Annotated in this window: 22 protein-coding genes; 10 read left to right on the top strand and 12 right to left on the bottom strand. The window is 41.3% G+C overall.

What is annotated here, in order from left to right:
* The first annotated feature begins 124 nt into the window (after positions 1-124).
* The 4 genes from ACYZ0U_RS02460 to ACYZ0U_RS02475 all read left to right on the top strand — a co-directional run bounded on the left by ACYZ0U_RS02460 (position 125) and on the right by ACYZ0U_RS02475 (position 2,455).
* Positions 125-274, top strand: a complete 150-nt coding sequence (locus ACYZ0U_RS02460) for a hypothetical protein (protein ID WP_461449446.1) — start codon at positions 125-127, stop codon at positions 272-274.
* Between the two features lie 187 nt (positions 275-461).
* Positions 462-1,271 (top strand): serine O-acetyltransferase EpsC, encoded by an 810-nt coding sequence (gene epsC / locus ACYZ0U_RS02465; protein ID WP_461449448.1) that lies wholly within the window; start codon positions 462-464, stop codon positions 1,269-1,271.
* 4 nt (positions 1,272-1,275) lie between these two features.
* Positions 1,276-2,148 (top strand): cysteine synthase CysM, encoded by an 873-nt coding sequence (cysM, locus tag ACYZ0U_RS02470; RefSeq protein ID WP_461449450.1) that lies wholly within the window; start codon positions 1,276-1,278, stop codon positions 2,146-2,148.
* 100 nt (positions 2,149-2,248) lie between these two features.
* The gene (locus ACYZ0U_RS02475; RefSeq protein ID WP_461449452.1) at positions 2,249-2,455 is read left to right on the top strand and encodes a hypothetical protein; all 207 of its coding nucleotides are present in this window, start codon (positions 2,249-2,251) and stop codon (positions 2,453-2,455) included.
* On the opposite strand, the gene ACYZ0U_RS02480 is transcribed toward ACYZ0U_RS02475, so the two are convergent.
* The 4 genes from ACYZ0U_RS02480 to ACYZ0U_RS02495 form a co-directional block, all read right to left on the bottom strand.
* Positions 2,452-2,739, bottom strand: coding sequence for a hypothetical protein (locus ACYZ0U_RS02480; protein WP_461449454.1), 288 nt, complete (start codon positions 2,737-2,739; stop codon positions 2,452-2,454). The genes ACYZ0U_RS02475 and ACYZ0U_RS02480 overlap by 4 nt on opposite strands.
* Positions 2,740-3,266: 527 nt before the next feature.
* Complete coding sequence (locus ACYZ0U_RS02485) at positions 3,267-4,169, bottom strand: prohibitin family protein (RefSeq protein WP_461449456.1); 903 nt, start codon at positions 4,167-4,169, stop codon at positions 3,267-3,269.
* A 15-nt stretch (positions 4,170-4,184) separates the two neighbouring features.
* A complete protein-coding gene (locus ACYZ0U_RS02490) occupies positions 4,185-4,403 on the bottom strand; it encodes a DUF6358 family protein (protein ID WP_461449458.1) in 219 nt (72 codons plus the stop codon).
* Positions 4,404-4,406: 3 nt separating this feature from the next.
* Positions 4,407-4,721, bottom strand: coding sequence for a rhodanese-like domain-containing protein (locus ACYZ0U_RS02495; RefSeq protein ID WP_461449460.1), 315 nt, complete (start codon positions 4,719-4,721; stop codon positions 4,407-4,409).
* A 123-nt stretch (positions 4,722-4,844) separates the two neighbouring features.
* Between ACYZ0U_RS02495 and ACYZ0U_RS02500 the strand changes: the two genes are divergently transcribed.
* The 3 genes from ACYZ0U_RS02500 to ACYZ0U_RS02510 all read left to right on the top strand — a co-directional run bounded on the left by ACYZ0U_RS02500 (position 4,845) and on the right by ACYZ0U_RS02510 (position 8,535).
* On the top strand, positions 4,845-5,963 hold the full coding sequence (locus ACYZ0U_RS02500) for a DUF4407 domain-containing protein (RefSeq protein WP_461449462.1): 1,119 nt from the start codon (positions 4,845-4,847) through the stop codon (positions 5,961-5,963).
* A gap of 182 nt (positions 5,964-6,145) precedes the next feature.
* Positions 6,146-8,014, top strand: coding sequence for a M61 family metallopeptidase (locus ACYZ0U_RS02505; RefSeq protein WP_461449464.1), 1,869 nt, complete (start codon positions 6,146-6,148; stop codon positions 8,012-8,014).
* Positions 8,014-8,535, top strand: a complete 522-nt coding sequence (locus ACYZ0U_RS02510) for an AAA family ATPase (protein ID WP_461449466.1) — start codon at positions 8,014-8,016, stop codon at positions 8,533-8,535. The genes ACYZ0U_RS02505 and ACYZ0U_RS02510 overlap by 1 nt, the downstream gene beginning before the upstream one ends.
* Positions 8,536-8,615: 80 nt before the next feature.
* Here the strand turns inward: ACYZ0U_RS02510 and ACYZ0U_RS02515 are convergent, their stop codons facing one another.
* A complete protein-coding gene (locus ACYZ0U_RS02515) occupies positions 8,616-9,629 on the bottom strand; it encodes a dipeptide epimerase (protein WP_461449468.1) in 1,014 nt (337 codons plus the stop codon).
* A gap of 54 nt (positions 9,630-9,683) precedes the next feature.
* Between ACYZ0U_RS02515 and ACYZ0U_RS02520 the strand changes: the two genes are divergently transcribed.
* On the top strand, positions 9,684-10,673 hold the full coding sequence (locus tag ACYZ0U_RS02520) for a hypothetical protein (protein WP_461449470.1): 990 nt from the start codon (positions 9,684-9,686) through the stop codon (positions 10,671-10,673).
* Here the strand turns inward: ACYZ0U_RS02520 and ACYZ0U_RS02525 are convergent.
* Genes ACYZ0U_RS02525 through ACYZ0U_RS02535 form a run of 3 tightly spaced genes read right to left on the bottom strand, consistent with a single transcriptional unit; the run spans position 10,642 to position 12,375 of the window.
* Positions 10,642-11,274 (bottom strand): rhomboid family intramembrane serine protease, encoded by a 633-nt coding sequence (locus tag ACYZ0U_RS02525; RefSeq protein ID WP_461449472.1) that lies wholly within the window; start codon positions 11,272-11,274, stop codon positions 10,642-10,644. The genes ACYZ0U_RS02520 and ACYZ0U_RS02525 overlap by 32 nt on opposite strands.
* Positions 11,275-11,281: 7 nt before the next feature.
* The gene (locus tag ACYZ0U_RS02530) at positions 11,282-11,638 is read right to left on the bottom strand and encodes an MmcQ/YjbR family DNA-binding protein (protein ID WP_461449474.1); all 357 of its coding nucleotides are present in this window, start codon (positions 11,636-11,638) and stop codon (positions 11,282-11,284) included.
* Positions 11,638-12,375 (bottom strand): hypothetical protein, encoded by a 738-nt coding sequence (locus ACYZ0U_RS02535; RefSeq protein WP_461449476.1) that lies wholly within the window; start codon positions 12,373-12,375, stop codon positions 11,638-11,640. Before ACYZ0U_RS02535 ends, ACYZ0U_RS02530 begins: the two co-directional genes overlap by 1 nt.
* Before the next feature lie 96 nt (positions 12,376-12,471).
* On the opposite strand from ACYZ0U_RS02535, the gene pepT reads away from it, so the two are divergent.
* Entirely contained in the window at positions 12,472-13,722 is a 1,251-nt protein-coding gene (pepT, locus tag ACYZ0U_RS02540; protein ID WP_461449478.1) for a peptidase T, read from the top strand.
* 100 nt (positions 13,723-13,822) lie between these two features.
* On the opposite strand, the gene ACYZ0U_RS02545 is transcribed toward pepT, so the two are convergent.
* On the bottom strand, positions 13,823-15,055 hold the full coding sequence (locus ACYZ0U_RS02545) for a peroxiredoxin family protein (protein WP_461449480.1): 1,233 nt from the start codon (positions 15,053-15,055) through the stop codon (positions 13,823-13,825).
* A gap of 101 nt (positions 15,056-15,156) precedes the next feature.
* A complete protein-coding gene (locus tag ACYZ0U_RS02550; protein WP_461449482.1) occupies positions 15,157-16,296 on the bottom strand; it encodes an acyl-CoA dehydrogenase in 1,140 nt (379 codons plus the stop codon).
* Between the two features lie 527 nt (positions 16,297-16,823).
* Between ACYZ0U_RS02550 and pnuC the strand changes: the two genes are divergently transcribed.
* Positions 16,824-17,450: a nicotinamide riboside transporter PnuC gene (gene pnuC, locus ACYZ0U_RS02555; RefSeq protein ID WP_461449484.1), complete on the top strand. Its 627-nt coding sequence runs from the start codon at positions 16,824-16,826 to the stop codon at positions 17,448-17,450.
* An 82-nt stretch (positions 17,451-17,532) separates the two neighbouring features.
* Here the strand turns inward: pnuC and ACYZ0U_RS02560 are convergent, their stop codons facing one another.
* Entirely contained in the window at positions 17,533-20,091 is a 2,559-nt protein-coding gene (locus tag ACYZ0U_RS02560) for a hypothetical protein (RefSeq protein ID WP_461449486.1), read from the bottom strand.
* A gap of 207 nt (positions 20,092-20,298) precedes the next feature.
* Positions 20,299-20,562, bottom strand: a complete 264-nt coding sequence (locus ACYZ0U_RS02565; RefSeq protein ID WP_461449488.1) for a hypothetical protein — start codon at positions 20,560-20,562, stop codon at positions 20,299-20,301.
* Positions 20,563-20,796 lie beyond the last annotated feature (234 nt).

Below are 20,796 nucleotides of genomic sequence, written 5' to 3' on the forward strand. Positions count from 1 at the left end.
TGACTGTTTTTTGCCTGAAATAGCCACAAAAAGCATAGGTTTTGATCGGTTTTGCGCTTTTTAACCCTTAAAATACCCTGTTTTGCTTGCTTTTGAAACAGCTAAAACTTACATTTGGTACACCATGCAAAACCCAAACCGTAAAAAAGCAATAAGAAGTATCATTTGGTTTCTGTTAACCATGCTCCTGATTTTTTTGATTGCCCACCGTGATGATGTAAAAAAGGGCGCTGTTGAGGGTTTCAGAGCAGGTGTTTCTAACGGGAATAAATAGATTAATTTCTTTTTCAGAGAAATTAGGACGTTTATAAAAGCTATCCATCACTCATCAAAATATCATATTTCACAATTCCCTGCATCTGATGAGCCCCAAACAAATTATTCCTTATAAATTGCATCATCTTTTATAACAGGCTATAAACGGTCCTGTTATTGAGGTGCATACAATCAAAACGCATTTAATGGACGAGCATTTTTACAGGGAATTATTTGATAAGCATAGCAATGTTGATGCTGTTCCGTCCAATAAGGAAATTACTTCCTGGGCGCTCAACGTGATCCGCCTGCTTTTTCCTGAGCATTCCAAGCAGGTGTTCGCCTCTGTTCAATCCTTGAAAGACGAGTTTGAGCGCTTGGAAAATGAACTTTGCCATGTGATGGAAGCGACCAAAGCTTGCTGGGATTGCGACATCAGGCAGTTATCCAGATCTGTTTTTGAGCAATTGCCGGAGTTGTATGCCGTGTTAAAAACCGATATTCAAGCCATTTACAGCGGCGACCCGGCAGCGCGCACCGAATTTGAGGTGATCCGCAGTTATCCCGGCTTTTTCGCGATTTCCTTTTATAGATTAGCGCATATTTTGCATATGCACGATATTCCTTTGGTGTCGCGGGTACTTACTGAACACGCCCACTCTAAAACGGGGATCGACATCCACCCGGCAGCCCAAATCGGTGAATATTTTTACATCGACCATGGAACCGGGATCGTGATTGGCGAAAGCAGCGTGATCGGCAAGCATGTAAAGCTTTACCAGGGTGTAACGCTCGGCGCATTGAGCGTAGCTAAAAATATGGCATTTACCAAACGGCACCCAACTGTTGAAGACCATGTGGTGATCTACTCCGGCGCTACCATATTAGGTGGCGAAACGGTTATCGGGCATGATAGCGTTATCGGCGGCAATGTTTGGTTAACCCAAAGCGTTGAGCCTCATTCTACCGTTTACCACAAGCCGCTGGTAAACGTGATCAACAAAACCAAAGTATAATATTATGGCTGGCATTATAGATTTGATAGGGAACACCCCTTTAGCCGAGATCCAACGTTTAAACCCCAACCCTAACGTACGCATTTTTGCCAAGCTGGAGGGCAATAACCCAGGTGGCAGCGTAAAGGACCGTGCCGCGCTCAACATGATCCGCAGCGCGATGGAGCGGGGTGAGATCACTAAAGAATCTAAATTGATCGAAGCGACAAGCGGCAATACGGGTATCGCGCTTGCGATGATCGCCAGTATGTTTGGCATCGAGATAGAATTGGTTTTGCCGAGCAATTCTACCCGCGAACGTACATTGACCATGGAAGCCTTCGGCGCGAAGGTTACTTTGCTGGATGGTATTGAAAAGTGCCGCGATTATGCAGAGGAAAAAGGCGCGAGCGATGATTATTTCTTGCTGAACCAGTTCTCGAACCCGGATAATTACTTAGCGCATTATAAAACTACAGGCCCTGAGATCTGGCGCGATACCAATGGCGAGATCACCCATTTTGTAAGCGCTATGGGTACTACCGGTTCTATCATGGGTAATTCCATGTTTTTAAAAGAACAAAACCCGGCTATCCAGATCATCGGCTGCCAGCCATCCGAGGGATCATCCATCCCCGGGATACGCCGCTGGCCTACTGAATATCTGCCTAAAATATTCGACGCCAAACGCGTTGACCGCACCATGGATATCTCTGAGCAGGAAGCAACCCTGATGGCGCGCCGTTTAGCTCGCGAAGAAGGCATTTTCGCCGGCATGAGCAGTGGCGGCGCGATGTCGGCATCCATTAAACTGGCGCAGGAACTGGAATCGGGCACTATTGTATTTATTTGCTGCGACCGTGGGGACAGGTATTTGAGTAGCGAGTTGTTTGGGTAATATCCGCAATAAACAGTTCGTAATCAGAGCGGGCAATGGCCTAACGGAAAACCGGGCCGGTATTACTTCCATTTTAAATTAGTAAAGCGTAAAGGCGTGAATGATAGGTACTAATTTATTGGCGGAGTTTATAGGCGAAGATAGTAAAGACAAAAATAAAAACTATAGCCCCCAAATATATAAATGGAAGCCAATAGTTTCTGTTTTTGAGTATATTATCAGATTGCTGTATGCTATTTGTGGGCGTACATATTGTAAAAATGAATTTAAGGGTAAAAAATTAGGGAGCGGTTCTATTAATTGTTAAACCTGTTTTAGGTTCCACCAACTTGCCCTTGTTATCTCACTAACAAAAACAGAATAACTATATCCTGTTTTTAAAGCGGCTTCTTTTGCTGATTCTATTACGGCGGATATGAGATAGTTGCCTGTAATTTCATATTCTGCGGTTAACAGATTATATGTGATATTGCCATCGGATGTTATTGTTCTTTTAAATCCATTAGATGCCATTGCTTGATGCAATATCTGATAAGGGGTTTCATTATGGTTTGCGCCGTGTAATTCAACCCTTGTAATAAATTGTGCCATAATTGTAGGTTTAAAGTTTAATTAAAGCTACATACTATTCAATTGATTTGCAAATAAGTTATCACTACATTTAAGCCACCTAACAAGTGGCTTTTTTAATCAATGAAACTTCACGAAATATATCCTCACAACAAATTCCTTTTTTATATAGGTGCGATTTTATTATTTACAGGTACATATTTGGATAATACAACTAACGCATATAAGATTTATATCTGGCCATTATTACTTATTGGTATCTTACTTATGTTATTAGGTTTAAAAAAGCCTAAAGGATCTGAACAAAATAAATAAAATTCAAACTGAGACACTACCTGTTTTTGAAGGCATTGATCAATGTTTTGAAAAAAAGTATTGCAGTTAGAATCACGTAAAACAATCCAAACACTAAGTCCAATCCCGGCCCGGCTAAATTTGTTGGTGATACAGTTTCTTCAACAATAAGTAACTAGGCTTCAATAAACAGATATGAGATTGCATAACTAATCTTGTGTTGAAGAGAATTAAACACTCCCATAATTCATATCTTACTTATCACTCAACATAATCGGTGTTTTACCGCTACCCATAATGATGATCTTGGTATTGGGCGATGTAGCAATTGCCTGTTGTGCTAAAATAGATTGATACTGCAACTGCTTATCTGTTAAACCGGTTGAAATGATCTTTTGGTAATCGGCAATGCCTTGTGCTTCCACGCGTTTACGGTCGGCTTCCTGGCGTTCCTTTTGTAGTACGAACTGCATTTTTTGGGCATCCTGTTCAGCCTGGATTTTTGATTCAATACTTTCACGTACACTTGCCGGTAAGGTGATGTTACGAACCAGGATCTGCTGAACTTCTAATCCATTTTTAGCAAAATTATCGCTGATAGTTTTGTTGATCTTGAACTGGAATTCCTCGCGCTTGGTAGAGTACAGATCAACTGCCTGGTAATTCACCGCGTTATCGCGGATGGCGGTACGGGTAACCGGGCGAACGATCTTATCCTCGTAATCCTCGCCAATATTTTGGTAAATGTATGGCGCTTTTGCCGGCGTAACTTTGTAAAGGATAGAAAGATCTATCGTCACCTCTAATCCATCGCTTGATAATACGCGGATGGCGTCATCGCCCTGTACCTGTCCCTCGTTGCTTTTAGAGCTCATGGTGTAGTTCTGCGTGCGGGTATCAAATATGGTTACATCAACCAATGGGTCGATCACGTGCAAGCCGCTTTGCAATACCTCGGGCTGCACCTGCCCGAACAGCGTTTGAACGCCAACCTTTCCGGGATCTATCACCTTAAAGGCCGACAATGAGGCGCCTATGATAATTACGGCAACACCTATTACGGTAACAATTCCGCTAAAATGGCTGCCTGGTTCGGGCGAGCGTTTCATCACCATACCTACAATAAGTATAATGATGCCTAAAATTGCAATAAGCATGGTTTTTGGGGTTTATTATTTGGTTTTTATTTTCTGGGTAGCCGCAGGCCTGGGGTCTTTCATGCTTTTGATCTCTTTCATTAGCTTTATCTTTTGCATCAGGAAAAATATCAAAGCCGCGATAGCCGGAAATATCAGCAAAAAGCTCTTTCGTTCAATGGCGAGGTAGCCTACAATGATACTACCCCCCATGCCGAAATTATACATCAAATTAAGCGCTGCTTTTTTAAACATAGCCTAATATACGCTAAGTTCAGGGTCAATTTCGCCTGCCCAAGCTAATATGCCACCGTGCAGGTTTGACAGGTTGGTATAACCCAATTGCTCCAGTTGCATTATAGCCGCCGCACTGCGTTTGCCGCTGCGGCACATTACAACAACAGGTTTATCTTTTGAAATTTTATCAGCTTCGATTAAGACACCACCCAAGGGGATGTTTGTTCCACCCAGGTTTGACACCTCGTACTCAAAATCTTCTCTAACATCAATTAATTGGAAATCTTCTTTGTTATCCAGGTTTTCCTTTAGTTCCTGTACACTTATTTCTTTCATGGTTATTATTATATAAAAATCAAAGTTAGTGTTTTATGTATTAAATAATTAACCGATTATTTTGTAACATTCGCTTGTTAAGAGCGTTTCATATATGTTTGCAGTTATAACACATATATTTAGATGAGAAAAGTTACACGCTTTTTCTGGTTCTGTTCAGGAGCGCATGTTGATACCTTAAAAAAATACCCCATCGAACATAATAAATACGTTGGTATCGGGGCCACCATATTTTTTACCGCTTTATTTGCCTCGCTTTCTGGCGGTTATGCCATGTTCTTCGTTTTTAACGGGGGCGATTTTGCCGTTGGCTTTGCCATCCTGTTCGGCCTGATCTGGGGCACAGCCATTTTTAACATGGACCGCTACATTGTATCCAGCATCAACAAAGAGGGCAGCACCAACTCGCAGATTTTACAGGCATCGCCGCGTATTTTACTCGCCATCATGATCGGTGTAGTGATCTCCCGCCCTATCGAACTAAAGATCTTTGATAAAGAGATCCGCAATAAGCTGAAGAATGCCTACATCAAGGGCCAGCACCGTAAGATTGATACTTTAGAGAAAACCTACAACCAAAAGTACGCGATGGAACTGGGTAAGGCAAACGACTATAAAAAGGAAAGCGATTCGCTTACCAAGGATATTAACCGCAGCCGCTACCAATTGAACCAGGAAGTTTTCGGCGATAAATCAAACCAAACATCCGGCATTAAAGGTTACGGTACTTATGCCAAGCAAAAAGAAGCTGTTTTGCAGGAGAAGCAGGACCGCCTGAAACTGGTGACACAAAACCAGGATAAAATGGACCAATACCTCGCCCAGCGAAAAGAATACGAGGGATTAAATACGCTGCGTTTATTCTCGGATCATCAATTGGACAGCCTTGCTAACGTAGCCGGTTTTGCCGACCGTAACTGGGCCTTAGGCCAGTTGGGCTATAACGATGACGGCACCCGCAATTTAGACACATACTTAGCCGAAACATTCATCAGCTGGTTGTTTATACTGTTCGAGTGTTTGCCGGTATTTGTTAAGCTGATGTCGCCCAAAGGGCCATATGATGTGGCGCTGGCAAAAACCGCTCATGCCAATATGCACTTTGCAGAAAAGGATATGGAGCGGGATATAGCAGTAACAGACAACGTTTACGACCATCATTTAGACGAGGATATCGCCAGGCGCAAAAAGCTCATTTCCGGTCAATCGGAATATGATCTGGATAAGCATAAGTATGATTAAGGCGTAGAGGACTTACCCGGGCTTGCTTCGCTGATCACCCTCCGAGCCGCATAACACAAACTTGCCCCTCTCAAAAGGGGAGCTGCAACCTCACTCCCGTTACTTTCTTTCCCGCTACACAATAATTTTCCTGCTAAACTTTCCCCTTTTTATATTAAATTCAGCTTTTCTTTTAACTGCATATGAAAAAACTGTTTTTTATGGTTACCGCATCCCTGTTTGCGGCCGGTAGTTTTGCCCAAACTGCCCCTAAAGCAATTTATTATACCATCGCGTTCCCTAATGCGGAGCACCATGAGGCCGAGGTTGTATTAACCTTGCCACAGGCGCCTACCGGCACCCTGGATTTCCACATGAGCCGCTCATCTGCAGGTCGTTACGCCACGCATGAGTTCGGTAAGAACATCTACAACGTAAAAGCAACCGATGTTGATGGCAACAAACTCGACCTGGTACAGGTGCAGGGCGATGTGTATGAATTAAAGGAACACCCCGAAACTGTAAAAATAAGCTATACCCTATTTGCCAATTATACAGATGGCACCTATGCCTGCATCGATCCAAGCCACGCGCACTTAAACTTCCCCGCGGTTTTTATGTGGACAGCAGGACAGGATGCCCGCCCGATCACTGTTGAGTTTGACGGCCTCGACCAGCGCGGTTGGAAAGTAGCTACCCAGCTTAAGCACAACGGCGATAACATATACAGCGCGCCTAACCTGCAATACTTTTTTGATAGCCCTACCGAGCTGTCCAACTTTAAGGAAACCAGCTGGAGCGTGGTAAATACCGATGGCAAAACGGAAAAGATCAATCTTACTGCCCACTCTGACGATAGCCAGGAAACCATCGACAATTTTGGCAAAATGGTGCAAAAAGTTGTTTTGGAAGAAAAGGCAGTTTACGGCGAATTGCCAACCTATGATTATGGAGAATACACTTTTTTGGATGACGTATACCCAACCAATTCGGGTGATGGTATGGAACACCGCAACTCTACCTGTATTGTTGAGGAAGACAAGCAAATTGCCGGCAACGAAGTCGGGGAATTAAGCACTTTTGCGCATGAATATTTCCATAGCTGGAACGTGAAACGCATCCGCCCAAAATCATTAGAGCCATTTAACTTTGACCATGCCGATATGAGCAGCGAACTTTGGTTTGCCGAAGGCTTTACCCAATACTACGGCGAATTGATATTAGAGCGCTCAGGTTTTCATTCGGTTGATGATTATACGCATACATTGTCAGGCTTGATCAACTCGATCTTGAATTCTCCGGGTGCTGCCAAATACTCCGAAACACAAATGAGCCGCTACGCGGTTTATGCCGACAACGGTGTATCTATCGACCCGGTGAATACCACCAATATGTTTTTAACCTATTACTATTATGGTGGCGCCACAGCGGTAGCGCTTGATCTTCGCCTGCGCAGCGAGTTTAACCTTACGCTTGATGATTACATGAAAGCCGTTTGGTTAGCCGTTGGCAAAGTGCAAAAACCATATACCATTCCCGATCTGCAAAAAGTATTGGCTAAACTGACCAACCCCAAATTTGCCGACGACTTTTACAGCCGCTACATCTACGGCATCGAAAAGAATAATTATACTGCTTTGTTAGATAAGGCAGGTTTGATATTGCGTAAACGCGCGCCGGGCAAAGCCTGGGCCGGGCCGATCGGTTACAATGGTGGTAGGATGCGTTCAGGAGCTGCTAACATAAATGCGGCACAGGGCCTGGCATTAAAAAACAGCACTTTGATGGGTTCGCCAATTTACAAGGCGGGTTTGGATGCAGGCGATATTATTTTAAAGGCTGATGGCAAAGATATTACCGACGCGAAATCATTTAATGATATTGTAGATTCAAAACAGATCGGCGATAAAATAGTGGTTGATTATACCAACCGTACCGGTGCGCACCAAACCACTATCACTTTAGAAGAAAACCCTTATTTGGAGGTAGTAACCTACGAAAAAGCCGGCAAACCATTAACCGCCGATCAGCAAACATTCCGTGCTAACTGGTTATCATCCAAGGTGAAATAATGGCTATACCAAAAATAGCCGTAGTAGGGCCGGAGTCGACGGGCAAATCAACCATGTCGGCTTTTTTGGCGAAGCATTATAATACGGTTTGGGTGCCCGAGTATGCCCGTGATTATTGCGCCAAGCTAACCGAGCCCTGCACCTGGCAGGATGAGATAAATATGTTCTACGGACAACTGGAACTTGAAGCCGAAATGCTGCCACAGGCTAATGAATTACTGATCTGTGATACCACTTTTATAACCGTGAAGATCTGGAGTGATTACACCTTTGGCAGAACCCCGCAGGAAGTGCTCGACGAGCTACCCAAACATACTTATGACCTGTATTTATTGCTCAACATCGACCTCCCCTGGGAAGAAGACCCGCTGCGCGATTTCCCGCACATGCGGGAACATTTTATGGATATTTGGGTTAAGGAATTACAGGCTTTGAATGCTAATTATATCCTGATCTCCGGTACGGGTGATGAGCGTTATGCTGATGCGGTTAAAGCTATTGATGGTTTTTTAAAGAAGTAGTTTTATACAAGTTGTCATTCTTCCGGTTTTCCGTCGGGCGTTTGCGCGCCTTTTATTTGCGTTGCAACTACTACTACGCATTACAGGAGATTTAACCCTAAACCACTTTCTCCGCTCAAAACCCATTTCCCATTAAACAGATCCGGCAATACGAATGGGTTATTACTGGTTAAAAATGGGCCATCCAGATCAGCCCAATCACATTGCGGAGCGAGGGCTGCTCCAGCTAAGGCGGCACAACTGGTTTCAGTCATGCAGCCGATCATTACCTTCAGATCGAGTTCACGTGCTTTTCTGATCATCCTGTATGCCTCGTACATCCCGGCAGATTTCATCAGCTTAATGTTGATGCCGTGATAAGCGCCTTTAGCGCGCTCCACATCATCAAAGGTTTGCATGGCCTCATCGGCGATTATCGGTAGGGGACTTCGTTCCGTCAGCCACGCGTTGCTGTCGCGGTCGGTTTTCAGCATGGGTTGTTCAACCAGCAAAACGCCTTGTTCTTTGAGCCAGTAAGTAAGATCGAGGCTTTTTTCGAGGTCTGTCCAGCCCTGGTTGGCATCAACAAAAAGCGGCACATCGGTTACCGAACGGATAGTTTGGATGATTGCCTTATCGTTATTCCTGCCCAGCTTTACTTTGATGATCTTATAACCGGCGGCTTCCTGCACTTTTTGGCGCATAACTTCGGGGGTATCAATGCCAATGGTAAAACTGGTCACCGGCATCTGCGCAGGATCGCTACCTAATAATTGCCAGCAGGGTTTGTTTTGTAATTTGCCTTTCAGGTCATGCAGGGCAATGTCTATCCCAGCTTTAATGGCGGTATTGCCCGGAGCAATAGTATTTAAATAAGCGCTTATCTCCTTAAAATCAAATGGATATTTAAACTGCGTCACTTCAACCTTTTTCAAAAATTCATGCGCGGTTTCATAGGTTTCGCTCATGTAGGGTACCATTGATGCTTCGCCATAGCCGATGTGGCCTTCATGCGCTATTTGCAGCAGCATAACCGGGGTAAACGTGCGCGAAAACTTGGCAATGGTAAAGGGATGCTTCAGTTGCAGTTCAAAGGGGTGGTAAGTCAGTTCCATGTTAAATTCAAAGCTAAAATTTTCAAAACGAAATTCATACCTATCTTTGCGCTTATGCCGGCACAAATTTACCATCCGTTCGAAAGCAATAATTTTAGCAATACTACCTGCTTTTTAACGGGACAAAAATTATCATCCCCCGAAGAAAAGATCCAGGTTTTTCCGCAATGGCTTATGAGCCGCTACAGTTTGGAAGACCAACCTTTTAAACTATTGGATGAAAGCATGGCCACCTACAAAGACCTGAAAATTCCTTGTGCGGCAGAAGTAAACGAACAATGGCTGGAGCCTTTGGAAAACGAAATTGCTGCCGCATTCGAGGCTGGTTACGCAGCTATTAAAAAGCTTGATGAGCAAAAGCTTTTTCAATGGGCGGGCAAATTGTTGTATGGGATCATCTTTAACGAGATCCAAAGCGGCATCCGCTTGCAGCATTCGCAAGGGGAAGAGTTTAATATCTCGCAATCCATTATTCATAAATTCAGCCACCTGCATTTAATGCTGCAAAGTATCAATTTGCCTTTGGAATTTGACGGCTTTAAACCTTTCAGCGTTTTTTTATTTAAGGTTGATAATAATGAAAAGGAATTTGGCTACCGCGATGAGATCAACACCATGACCTTCGCGTTACGGATACGGGATTTTGGTTTGGTGATCTGCTTACAGGATAACGGCGCCAATAGATCATACCATAAAGAGGTTTTGGATAGAATTGGGGATAATATGCTGCACCCTATCCAGTTCGAGGAATTCAGCGGACGGGTATTTTACTCGGCCTACCTGTTTAACCGCCTGCCCGAGTATAATATTTTACCCGTAGGCGAGGATATTTATTTAGAGGCGATGCCCTTACGCGGCATGAGCAGCAAACCGCTGTTTGATACCTGGAACAATAAAACCTTTGGCCAGGTGCTGGAAAGCTTCTGGAAAAACTGGGGTTTCCTGTTGCTGGAGATCATCAAAAACCCGGAAAACCCGGTGAGTTTCCTGTTTGATGCCAATGGCAACTTCGTTAATGAAAATACGATTGAATTACCCCGTTAACGCCAACTATAAAATCATTTACTACGTGGTGGTTCAAAATGATCACGATGATCAAACCGCTTAGTGCGCCATACATGTGGGCATCATGATTTACATTATCACGTGCATGTTTTGAGGCGAAATGGCAATAGATCATGTATAAAGGCCCAAAAACAATTGCCGGTATTACGAAAGGTATCGGCATAATCATCATGCCGCTGCCGGGATTATACATGATATAGCCAAAAATAACCGCGCTTACTGCTCCGGAAGCACCCAGGCAACGGTAATAGTAATCGTTTTTATGCTTGTAGATGGTTGGCAGGTCGCTTAATATTAAACTGGCGACGTAAAGCAAACCAAATTGCCAGTGGCCCATAGCCCTTTCTAAAGGGAATGCGAAAAAATAATAAGAGAACATATTAAACAGCAGGTGCATCCAGTCATTGTGGATCAGGCCGCTGGTAATAACTGTGTAGGTTTTTTTGTTACGGGCTACGCTGTAAGGGTGCAGTATCAGGTTCGATAGCAACTCAACATTGTTAAATGTCATTACCGAAGTTAAGATCGTAATAACAAATATGAGCGACGCTACGGGCGTAGCCGTTAAATATTCATTCATTTGTGGCTTATTTAGTATGGTTTATTTCGGCTTGTAACGCTTTGGGCAGGCTTTTAAGTATCAGGAAATAGGAGTGGTCTATCATTTCGCAAAGTTGCCTGTGTGTTAGGTTGCCATCCATATAAACCGTGTTCCAGTGCACTTTATTCATGTGAAAGCCCGGTATAACTTCCATATGGCGGTCACGCAGTTCGATAGCAAGTTCAGGGTCGCATTTTACATTAAAACGGTTGCCGGTATCCAGGCCTATAAGCAAAAAGATCTTGTTGCCAACTTTAAAAACTAGGGTATTATTATCAAAGGGCATCCCCTCTGTTACACCGCTTTTTTGCAGGCAATAATCACGTAATTCTTCTACGTTCATCAAAAGCCCGAGCCCCTAATTCGTTTTGTAAATGCCCGTATCGTACCAAAGTTGTATTTAAAAATAACACTTATATCGCGGTACTGATCGGGGTGCTGATTTTTAAAATTGCTTGGCGGGTCGTCATAGCCATCCAAACCTTCGCCAAAAACAATATTGTGCTGGTATTCAAGGTCAATCCTTATAAAAGGCTCATCGTACTCATTATATATTTTAAACTCATAACCCAGGCGTAACGGCACAGCTAAGTTTATACTTTTATCAGTTCCGGGGAATGTATAGGTGCCAACCGGGTATTGGTCGTTGGGTATCAGGTTTGTACGCTGGTTTTGTACATTATCGTCAACAAAACCTATGCCGCCGCCAAAATAAACGTTTTTAATAGCTTCGTTAAACCTGCTTCCGTCGTAATCAATTATCTGACCTAACTGCAGGTCTACACGCAGGTAAAGCGCAATGTAATTGTTTTCATACTCACGGGCGCTTGGGTCGGTAACACGGCTGCCACCCCACAGGCGCCCATCTTCAAGGGCAAGGGTTATTGGCAAATAAGGGCTGTAGTTATAAGTGAAATTAAGCTCGCCTGCAAGGGTGTTGTTTTGTTTGGCTACGTTTGTATAACCCCGAATGGTACTAACGCCAAAGCCTACCCCGAATGGACTAAAGTTGTAATCGCCCTGTGCCTTTACAATTACTGAAGTAAGTACTAAAACAAAAAGTAAAAAGTATTTTTTCAATAGTCCAATATTAGTTCAATAATTATCAATTTTGATGTTGATTTTTACCGTTGGAAAGATACAAAAGTAAAACATCATCTTAAATAAATTTCTGCTATGACTTTAAACGCAAATTTAGCTTTTAATGTTACTGAGCGCTTTTTGCGTTATGTAACAATTGATACACAATCAGATCCGGAGTCTGCAACCGTTCCATCTACCGAAAAACAAAAAAACTTAGGCAACTTGTTAGTAAAGGAATTATTAGAAATAGGTATAAGTGACGCGCATATTGATGAGTATGGTTATGTATATGCCACCATCCCTTCAAATACGGATAAGATTGTGCCGGTGATTTGTTTTTGTTCGCATATGGATACTTCGCCGGATTGCAGCGGCGAAAATGTAAAGCCGATCATCCATCAAAATTATCAGGGCCAGGATCTGGTTTTGCCGGATGATGATACGCAAGTGCTGAAAATGAGCGAGCACCCCGACCTGAGAAACCAATTTGGAAACGATATTATTACCGCCAGCGGTACAACGCTTTTAGGTGCCGATAACAAAGCCGGTGTTGCGGAAATTATGGATGCCTGCTACCACCTGGTCAATCACCCGGAAATAAAGCATGGCGATATCAGGATATTGTTTACGCCGGATGAAGAGATTGGACGCGGTGTGGATAAAGTTGATATTGAAAAATTAGGCGCCTACGCGGGTTATACTATTGACGGCGAAAGCGCAGGCAATATGGAAAATGAAACCTTTAGTGCAGATGGTGCCAAACTAACCATACACGGCATTAGTGCGCACCCCGGTTTTGCCAAGGGTAACATGGAAAGCGCCATCAAGATCGCCGGGAAAATTGTTGCCAAGCTGCCATTGAACCTATCACCCGAAGGGACAGATAAAATGCTGGGTTTCGTTCATCCTGTAGGAATATCGGGTCATGTAGAGCAGGCCACAATTGATTTCATTATACGTGATTTTGAGGAAGAAAAATTAGAAGACCACGCGCATGTGATCCGTGGAATAGCCGTTGAAGTGTTAAAGGATTATCCAAATTCATCATATACCCTACAGGTTAAGCCGCAATACCGCAATATGAAAAGTATACTGGATAAACATCCGCAGATTGTTGAATATGGCATGGAAGCCATCAAACGTGCCGGAATGGATGCCAAATTGTGCAGCATCCGTGGCGGTACCGATGGTTCAAGGTTATCATTTATGGGATTGCCTTGCCCTAATATCTTCGCCGGCGAACATGCGTTTCACGGCAAGCAGGAGTGGGTATCGGTACAGGATATGCAAAAAGCGGTGGAGACTATTTTGCATTTGTGCATGATTTGGGAAGAGAAAGCATAAGATTTGTTCAAATGTCATCGCGAGAACGAAGCAAACGAAAGGTAGCAAAGCGAACATGCTTAGTTCGCGATTGATTTGTTCCTCACAATGAGATTAGTGGTTATTCCGCTAATAAATCATCCGTTAGCTTATCAAACTCATTAACAAACCGGGTATAGTAATCGCCGGTTCCCGGGCCGCTAAAGCCGGTGTGGATCTTTCGGACGTTGCCTTGTTTGTCAATGATGATTGTTGTGGGGAAGCCTTTAAAATCAGCCAGCATTGGCAGGCTTTTTTGCGGATCGCCATTACCGGGAGTATAGCCGGTTATCAATAACGGGTATTGGATATGAAAATGGCTTTGCATTTGTTTAACCGCCTTTTGCGATTGGGCAAAATCCGTAGTGCGCTCATAAGCCAGGCCAATTACCTCGACACCTTTTGGGTGATATTTTTGATAATATCCGCCGTTGATGAAAGCCGTTTCATCCATACAATTTGGGCACCATGATCCTAAGATCTGAACGATAATTACCTTGTTTCTAAAACGGGCATCGCTTAATGATACGGTATTGCCATTAACATCTTTAAATGTAAAATCAATGCTTTTGTAACCCGGTTTTAAATAGGTTAGGGAGTAAGCATCAGGCAGTTTCGCGTTCTCGTTGCGGTAAGCTGTCCAATGGTCCAGGCCGGATGCTCCCGCGTACATTTTACCATCTGTAAGGGTATTATCAGCATTTATTTTAGCAATGAAGATAAAAGCATGCCCGCCATCAAAACAGGATAGGTATAAGCTATCATCTTTTATAGTTCCTTCAAGGTAACGGTAATCGCCGGTAGTGGTTAAAAATGTGCCGGTAACATCATTGCCGGTTTGTTTGAATTCGCCAACGGTAGTATCTCTTTGCGCTCCTTCTCCAAAAATAGCGGTCCAGCGGCCGGCTACATTTAAATTAGAAGTGTAGCCGGGAGAAAAAAAGCGGTAATTTGTTTTTGCGGTAGCTTTAAAAGGCAACGCATATTGCTTATCGGCAGAATGTTTGATCCATTGGCCTGCCAGCGTTTTATTATCAGCAAGTTTCAGCTTAAATTCAGAATCGAACAATGGCATATGAATGAATACCGAATCGCCAATAACTTTTACATCGGTTACTTTTAAACGTTCAGCGCCGTTCATAATAGCTAACTGCTGATGGCCTGCAGTATCACTCACCTCAAAATTAAAAGGCAGCTCATGGCCCGATTTATTTTTGATCACCCCGCGCCATACGCCGGTTTGCAATTTGTTTTGGGCGAAAGCCGCGTTAATAATTATCGAAAAGAAGGCAATAAGCAGCGCTTTAGTTTTCATGGGAATAATTGTGCGGCTGTTATACTGAGGCACCCGAAGCATATGCGAGGGCTCTAAGAATACTGCCAGTTAAAAAATCAAATGTATATAAATTTGATAGATTATTTCAACACCTCGCGCGATATGACAATCTTTTGAATTTCGGATGTGCCTTCATATATCTGCGTGATCTTGGCATCGCGCATCAAGCGTTCTACATGAAACTCTTTCACAAAACCATAACCGCCATGGATTTGTACGGCTTCAATTGTTGTGTCCATTGCCACCTTTGATGCGAAAAGCTTAGCCATCGCGCTTGCCTGCCCGTAAGGCAGGTGATGGTCTTTTAACCATGCTGCTTTTAAACATAATAAACGTGCAGCCTCAATTTCAGTAGCCATATCAGCCAGTTTAAATTGGGTCGACTGAAAATCGGCTATTGCTTTGCCAAAAGCTTTACGGTCCTTAGCGTATTGCACGGTAAGTTCATGCGCGCCGGATGCAATGCCCAATGCTTGTGATGCAATACCAATACGGCCACCTTCTAAAGTACTCATGGCAAACTTAAAGCCGAAACCATCTTCGCCTATACGGTTTTCTTTAGGCACTTTTACATCGGTGAACATCAGTGAGTGCGTGTCTGATCCCCGTATCCCCATTTTGTTTTCTTTTGGGCCGATGGTAAAACCTTCCATACCGCGCTCCACAATAAGGGCGTTTATACCATGGCTTTTTTTACCGGCATCAGTTTGTGCCATTACAATATAGGTTGATGCCGAGCTGCCGTTGGTGATCCAGTTTTTAATACCATTGAGCAGGTAGTGGTCGCCCATATCAATGGCCGTAGTTTTTTGGGAGGTAGCATCTGATCCTGCTTCAGGCTCTGAAAGGCAAAACGCACCTATCTTTTCGCCTTTGGCCAGGGGCACTAAATATTTTTGTTTTTGTTCTTCGGTTCCATATTTCTCGATCCCGTAACAAACCAGCGAGTTATTTACTGATATTACTACCGAAGCAGATGCATCAACCTTTGATAATTCTTCCATAATCAGCACGTAGGATATGGTATCCATGCCGCTGCCACCGTATTGCGGCGACACCATCAATCCCATAAAACCCAGGTCGCCCAATTTTTTTATTTGTTCGGCAGGGAATTTTTGGTGTTCATCACGATCAATCACGCCAGGTTTTAATTCGTTTTGCGCGAAATCACGTGCTGCCTGGCGCACCATTAATTGTTCTTCGGTAAATTCAAAATGCATGGTTTATAGATTAGCTTTTTGTAAAAATAATATTATGCGTGCATAGTAAAAAATGTTTCAAAAAAAAAGAGAGCTCTTTTGAAGCTCCCTTTCCCCTAATTAATTTAAACTATTGATTAAACCCAAAACAAAGAACAAAAATTTTCAGCTTGGGTGTCTGAGAATTCATTTTTAATAGGTAGATGTAATATTTTCTACAGGTAAATGCAGGACCGCTTAATGTAACAGCAAATGCTTTGCCAATAATTACTAATAGGCATTCAAACCACGCTTAATTATTCCGGGAACGATTTCTACAACCAGAGGGGGTTGGAATATTTATTTTTTCAAAGCTTTAAAATAGATTGAAGCCGCTTAATTGTACACATTTAAGGAGTAAGAGAGATTAAAATTGCCTAAATAACCGACACAATCCATTTTTCAATACAGGTGTTGTATTAAATATAATACAATGTGCTTTTCAAATGAAATGGCTTTTTCATAGGTATTATTTAAACTTCTGTATTTGCTAATTATTACCTTTAGCCATGCAAATTTTACATGGATTGCTGGATTGGTGGCACCAGCAAAGCTGGATTGAGCTTATTGGTGTTTTAACCGGGTTTATATGTGTATTGCTTGCCGCTATAAACAATATATGGAATTGGCCGGTAGCTATTTTTAGCGTAACTATTTACATTTATGTTTTTTATAACTACCAATTATATGCAGACATGGGCCTGCAGATTTATTTTTTAATTACCAGTATTTATGGCTGGTATTTTTGGAGCAAAAAAAATAGGGTTGAAGTTAAAATACCGGTTTCGGCGATCAATAGAAAGCAGGTCATTATTTCAATAATAATAGTTTTAGTGGTAACTCCCGCACTTGGCTTTACTTTGGTAAGCCTCTCGCCAATATTACATTATAAACCAGCTGCATATCCTTACCTTGACAGCTTTTGTACTACCTGTAGTTTAATAGCCCAGGTTTATCTGACAAGAAAAATATTGGAGAATTGGTTGATATGGGTTTTTGTAGATATGATTTACGTTGGCGTTTACATTGCCAAACACCTGGAGCCTACTGCCATATTATATGCAGCTTATATTCCCGTTGCATTATTAGGCTATATTGATTGGCGGAAGGAATATAAAAAGCAAAAAGCACTTTAAAAAATGCCGGTTAACAAAAAACTAACCGGCATACGCATACAAACTAAACAAACTAATTCAAAATGTAAACCCTAACAAATGGCTATTTTATAGCCATAATTAAATTATTATCAATAAAACTATCTTCCCTAAACCCGCTCTCGCGTACAAGTTTTATAAAATCGTAATAACAACGTTTATAAAAATCAGCTTCCTGTTCATGTATAAACCTGCTCTTTAAAATGTATACCAAGGCCTCTATTTTAATCAATTTAAAATCACTTTCATCTGCCAGGTAAACCAACGTTTTCATTATTTCATACATACTTTGTTTGTCCTCTTTCCATATGCTGATATTTAATTTAAGCAGATAAAAAGACGACAGCATAAAACTGGTGTAAGCACTGTTTTCTTTATCATAAAAAGTTGCGGCCTGCTTGTAAAATTCCAATGCTTTTTCAGTTCTGCCGGCTTGCAGCTTGGCGCCGCTTATCATTAAATTTAATATGAAATTATAACCCGGCGCATCGGCAACAGGCCTTTGGTAAATTTTATTTATAACCCGCGAAAAGCGCAACAGCTTAATTGGGTTTTTGCAAATGGATAAAGTGTAGATCGCCAATAAGTATAAAACATCATTTTCGCTCGATCCGATTAAACTATCGCCCGATTTTGGCGGATTAAAGTAAAAATGAGTTAGCTCGCTAAATGCCTCTTTTTTTACAATGCCATATTTAAAATAATAATAAATAGTTTCAAGGCAGCTTAAGGGGTTTATCGCCAGCGACTGCAGGTCATCCTGGCTAAAGCCTTTCAGGTTCAGCAAATATTCTTCAAGTTTGTTAATATCCAATTGTATTACGGCTATAACTGCAAGCGCGCTGTAGATCAATATCTTTTTTTTGCTTGCCAGGTTAAAAATCAACAATGTATGTAATGCTTTCTTATAACCGGTGTTAATAAATTCGAGGCCAAAAAAATAATCAAACAAATCGTCGCTGCAATCCCGCTCAAAGTATTTTACCAAAGCCTCAGGCTTATTTATTGAGCTGTATTCCCTGGCAATTATATCGCCTATAAAAACAATAGTATCCAGCTTTTCTTTTGCGCTTAAAATAATTTGCGCTAAAAATTCACAAATGTTTTGCTGGCCATTTTTAACGGCGTACATCATACACCATTTTAAAACGGCAACCTTACGCCCATCGCTAAAATTGTTATTAAGGCTTACAGCCAATTGCTGATCAAATACATTATTATTGAGATGAAGTATTTGCCGCCCTATGCTGTAGTTTAAAAAATCATCGTTGCCAAATTCAATAACAGTATTGTAATACATATCAACACTTTTATTAAGCTCACGAATAAAGCCTATACCTAAAAGATCGTTATAGGCGTGATTGAACTGCTTAATTTGATCACTTAGTCTTAATTTATTTACACTAAAAACCGCTGATTGAAAATCCATATTTTCAATTAAAGCCTTAATCAGCAAAGTTTTTTCAGTAGAATGCTGGCCCAGGTAAATTTTATTTAAAATAAAGGTTGATATAAGTTCGTAAATGGATAGTTGATCAACCCTGCTAAGTTGAAAGTCGTTTTTGTGCTGTTTATAATAATATTGAAAGTATAGTGGGTGGCTAAAATTATTTGATATATCAACAGTAACAATATTATTTACCGTTGGATTTATGTTATTGCTAAGCTCTTTTATTTCCTGGTTATTAAAAAGAGGAACGTTTATCAATACTTCATCCTGGCTCGGGAAGCCAAGGAAGCAGTTGCCCCTGAAAGATTCAAATTCTGAACGATTATTTAACCAGGTTGATGAGCGTGTTGTTAAAACTATTTTAAAGCTGGCGTAATGCTGATAAAATGAAAAAATATCTATAACCTGGTTTAACAGCACAATAAATTGGTCGCTTTTAAACATGTGCTCATCCAGCCCGTCAATAATTAAATAAAAATTGCCGGTGTGGTTTAGCTTACTATCCAGTAGGGTCGAAAAATCATCGCTGCTGTTATATCCTAATAATGATAGTAACCATTCATTAATATCTTTACCGCTTATAAAAACATTTATAAGGGCATTGCTGCTAAAAAACAATATAATATCATCGTTATTACAGGCAACACTCATAGCCATTCTGTATTCTATCCAATGGCAAAGCGCTATAGTTTTGCCATAGCCTGTTGGGGCGGTAATGATGGTTGCACCCTGGCCTTCTTTTAAAAAGGCGTCAAAATGATCATCAATAAACCTTCTTTTTATTGTTTGATTAAACGGAATACCCGAGCGGTTTTTTAACGCCTGTAAAGTAAACTGCGTTATTTTATTGGCATTAAGCTTTATATTATCCCAGCCAACTTCAACTTGAGTTTTTGATGTGTCTTTACGCCCATCTTTATCACAAAAGTCTGTCCAGCCCTGGTAGCCGCAATACCTGGCCATGGCATCCATTGTAAATAGTGACGGTTTAAACTTGCTGTAGGCAAAGCCGTAAACACGCTTAAGTGTAGTTTCGCTAACCTGTTGGTTTGTTTTTTTAAAAATTAACAGAGAGAGCGTTTTGCAATCAGATGGTGATAGGTTCCTAAATTGCGCGACAACAAGAACTAATTTTTTTAAATTATCAAAATGTTGGGTTAAAAATGTTGTCATGTTGCTAAAGATTAGGTTGATTTAGGAAGTTCACATAATGCTTAAAATAATTTCAATCGATAGTCAGTTAAATACCAATCAATTTGATATATCGTAAAATTAGAGCCGTAGGTTTTATAAAATAAAATAATGAACAAAATGAACGGGGTTTTTATTCAAATTTCAGTGTGTATAAATCACTGAAATTTGAACGGCTGTTAGTTATAACTAATTTGCAAAAACCAGTTTAATGCATTCACTTACGGTATTTTGCTGTGAAACATCGCCCGGTAATATTATTTTACCTGTTTGATAATGCGATGCTATATCCTGTAATCTTTGTTCTAAAATCCGACAAAAATCTGTTTTATGATAACAATTTAAATCATGCAATCGCAAACTTCCGGGTAAATTATAAGGCCTGATGGTTGGATGCCCACACACTTTTAATATTTCCAGTTTTATTTGATTGCTGATAAATATTTTATCCATTACATAACGCATACTTTAATAGGTATAGGTAAATACTATTTATACGATAACATTAAACCAATGTTTTATATAAGATTAAATATTTAGAAAATATATTAAAATGTGAAAGTGCCGATTTCTTTATTTGTTATTTTTTTGTTTGAAAATGCATGGTAGCTTTCTTATAAAGTAATAAAAGGAATGCCCTTACTAAAAAATTATTGCTGTGCGTATAATATCTGAATATTTAAACAC

It is taken from the genome of Mucilaginibacter sp. (assembly GCF_965225845.1).
Classification (GTDB): domain Bacteria; phylum Bacteroidota; class Bacteroidia; order Sphingobacteriales; family Sphingobacteriaceae; genus Mucilaginibacter.